The organism is Peribacillus sp. NPDC096448, assembly GCF_044762675.1.
In the GTDB taxonomy this organism is placed as follows: Bacteria; Bacillota; Bacilli; order Bacillales; family DSM-1321; genus Peribacillus; species Peribacillus frigoritolerans_B.
The window spans coordinates 1-1,723 of sequence record NZ_JBIWEU010000058.1 but is presented as its reverse complement, the minus strand read 5'-3'; the positions used below and the strand labels follow the sequence as shown (position 1 = coordinate 1,723).

1 protein-coding gene is annotated in these 1,723 nt (G+C 34.6%); it reads right to left on the bottom strand.

What is annotated here, in order from left to right:
* Nucleotides 1–748: 748 nt before the first annotated feature.
* Entirely contained in the window at nucleotides 749–1,336 is a 588-nt protein-coding gene (locus ACIQ0C_RS27135; protein WP_403065996.1) for a hypothetical protein, read from the bottom strand.
* Nucleotides 1,337–1,723: the final 387 nt, after the last annotated feature.

Genomic DNA, 1,723 nt, shown 5'->3' with positions numbered 1-1,723 from the left:
CGAAGATAGAAAGAAGAACTAATAATAAGTATTACTATGGAAATTGTACGTAAGGTTTCTGCATAAATTATCAAGTCTTTTCAACTCCTTTCTCTCCCCCCCCTGCAAGTAGCATTAGTTCATTAATTTGATTCACTAATGCACTCCGTTTATTTAAGTAGACACAATTCCTCCCATCCAAATTATAACATTTATCTATCACTAACCTGCCCCGTTAGTTAATTAAGGGTGACTTTTCACTTCACTTTAAATTGAATGTAGATTATGTAAAAAATCGTACATTCAAATCGTGTATTGGCGGCCACACCCTGTAAGTTAAATAGTATGTAGATTATTTTCTTTTCAAAATATATCTTAGCAGATACGATTTACGCTCCATTTCTGCTCTTTTTTGATAAACAGCATACTCCCTTATTTTTTGTAAAATGAGCATTCTTGAAAAATCCACATATCCCCTAATTGCTTGTCCTATACAAGATAATTTTACAGACATATCTTGTTAAAGAGGACAAGGGGGCGTAGTATGGGCAATTCTTTTTTAACCACTATTGTCCATACTTTTCCAGTCCTTTACAATTTTTAAAGGAGGGATAGATATGGGCAATGGTGAAAATGGTGTAAACACTGGTTTGATCCTTGTGCTTTTCATCCTACTAGTGATTATCTTAGTAGGACTGTAAATAATAAGTAAACAAAGGGCAAGGAGCTGACTCTTTTTTTGGAGTCAGCTCTTTGCCCTTTTACATTGCTATTCTTTATTTTCATTCTTGCCTTCACTTTCGCCTACAGTTTTATAAAGGCTACGTACAACCGGTAAGATTTCTAATACTTTATCAATATCCAAATTATTAAGGAAGCTTAAATGATTAGGTTGCGGGACTTGAGACATCGAATACATAGCAGGTCCCGTTTCTGTACCTTTATAAAAGCTAAGTGCAACCGGTAAGATTTTATCCAAATTTTCTGTACCTTTAAAAAATCTACGTACAACCGGTAAGATTTCTAATACTTTATCAATATCCAAATTATTAAGGAAGCTTAAATGATTAGGTTGTGAAACTTGAGGCATCGGGTACATAGCAGGTCCCGTTCCTGTACCTTTAAAAAGGCTACTTGCAACCGGTAAGAGGGTTAACATTGTGTCAGCATCAAGATTAGCAAGTATGTTTGAAGAATTTGTAGTAGGTACATTTTGTTGCATCGAAGAAATTGCAGTCCCCATTTTTTCCAGATTACTATTTAATAGTGTTATTTCATTTAAGACTTTATTCAATGTTTCTGTTGACTCTTTCTGTAGTTCCAACATTTGAGTTTGTATTTCTTTTTTATCTCCCAAAACTTCTATCCCCTTTTGTTTTCTTTTCTTTACTTCCTTTTTCTTTGTCCATTAATGTTCGTTCTCCCGTCTTTTTCAAAATTTGATACAAAAAAGTAAATACAGGTTGTCCGCAATATATTATGCTTAACAACCGTATGAAGTATAGACGAAGGTGTAATAACGTCTCAAAAAAGACACTAGCACTAGCTGTGTCTTTTTTCCCTTATTCTTTACTTTTTATTTAATTAATCTGCTTCGTTACTTCAATAAGAAAAAGCTGCCTTAAAGACAGCTCCGATCTTCAGCTAACGCACCCGTTAGCCATTCATGAAGCGCAAAAATCAGCGCTTCACCACAGAGAATGAAAATGGTTCAGAACGGTCAATACTGATTCTACGGCTGGGA